The following is a 1896-nucleotide window of genomic DNA, read 5'->3' as shown; positions in this document are numbered from 1 at the left end:
GTTTACCGTTACTGTGGAAGTAGACTGGGACATTGTCAATGGTTTGTTCACCGGTCAAGGCGTACCAGTTTGGACCAAAGTAATACCAACTACCTTCCCATTCATGGTACTGATTTTTAAGTGCAGCGCCTGTTGCTTCATCCAGATAGTAGATGTGGCTGCTGTTAGGGATAGTATCACTGTAATACGCATAGATGAGCTCACCTCTACTTTGCATTCCGTAGTAGTATTTACGAGTAGGAAGTCCAAAGTAGTAGAGTTCGCCATCGATAACTTGAACGGAGACTAATTTGTTTCCCTTACCGTCTAAATAATACCAGTGATTATCTTTGGTTTTAACGAAACCAGCTTTTGTAACCTTTTTACCATCAAATCCGATATAGTCTCCACTATCTGCGTAGTATGTGAATTCTCCGAAGCCTTGATGACCATCTCCAACGATAAGATTCACTTCTTCACCATGAACAATATGTGTTCCTGAGTAAACTTTTCTACCATCTTGACCAACATAATAGCGTTTGCCATCGACTTCGACGATTTGGTCTCGGACAGCAACACCTGTGTCTTTGTCATAAAAATGATCAGCATTGGCAAAAATACCTTTGGCTTGGACACCGTCTTTATCAAAATAGACTTCTACACCATCTATAGTTTGAGCACCAATTAATTTATCGCCCTTATCATTGACATAGTACCACTTGCCATCTTTTTCGACATAACGGTTGGTAACGAGGGCTCCACTATCTTTATCATAATAATGGCCGTTTGGCGCAAAGTCACCTTTAACTTGAGAATAGTCATCACGGAAGTAGACATTGACATAATCTATCACTTGTTCGCCCTTTAAAGGATAACTAGATTTATCAACATAGTACCATTTACCTCCAGCAGTAACATAACTATTTTTGGCTGTAACTGGAGTCAATTTACCATTTTCATCTGCAATTGATGTTGGGTATCTATCATCTACAGCAATAAAAGTGAAAGCATTGGTGAGGATAGCACCTCTTACGCCGTTAATGTATTTAGAAAACTGAGCATAGTACCAGTTTCCATCAACTTGGAACAGTGGGTTTGGGCTGCCAGGGACATCATCTCTTAGTGAACCAGATTCATCAAAATAGTAGAGTTGTCCATTAATTCGCTTGAATCCATGGACAACATGTCCATTTTCATCAGCATAAACAGAAGGTGTCCAGAGGTATCCTCTCAGGTACATGTATCTGATTTTACCCCAGCCATTATAGACTTTTTGTCCCTGTTCATTGTAATAACTTTCAGTACCATCAGGATTCTTGAATTTAGAATAATAGACCATGTCTGGTTGGAAGTAGTACTCTTTACCGTCGATGGTTTTAGGGCCAGTGTAAATATTACCGTCATTGTCATAGTAGTAATAAATGTCGTCGCTGGTTCCGTTAATGTAGCGAGTACTATGGTAGAGGGCAATCTTATTATTCCAAAGTTCGCCATTTTCAGGATGGAAATAATATCCTTTTCCATCAACAACCACTCTTTGCCCTTTTGTTTGAAGCCCCTTGTCATTAAAGTGGTAAGTTTTGTCTCCAATTTCTTGAAGGCCAGTCACTTTTTCACCTGTCTTATCTACATAATACCAGTGGTTATCGCCAGTAGTAACAAAAGATTCAGTTGTTAGATGTCCAAGTTCACCATCATAATAATGTCCATCTTGGGCAAAGTTTCCTTTGACCTGTTTACCATCCTTGTCAAAATAGACATGCTGTCCATCAATTAGGTTTGGACCTGTCAGATCCTTGTCATCTTTTTTGTAATGCCAATTGCCTTGTTCATCACTATACCATTGACCACCCGTGATATTCTTTTCAGCAGAGGGAACTTGAGAATTAGGGGTATCAGTATCACTAGTTGTTGGTG

At 39.6% G+C, this 1896-nt stretch carries 1 protein-coding gene; it reads right to left on the bottom strand.

The genetic code is table 11. The features are described from left to right. Positions 1–1896, bottom strand: a 1896-nt coding sequence (locus AX662_RS07665) for a glucosyl transferase (RefSeq protein ID WP_060972099.1), incomplete at both ends; no start/stop codon positions are given.

The organism is Streptococcus sp. CCH5-D3 (genome assembly GCF_001556435.1).
Classification (GTDB): domain Bacteria; phylum Bacillota; class Bacilli; order Lactobacillales; family Streptococcaceae; genus Streptococcus.
The sequence above is the reverse complement of the archived record's forward strand: the minus strand, read 5'-3'. Positions and strand labels throughout refer to the sequence as shown.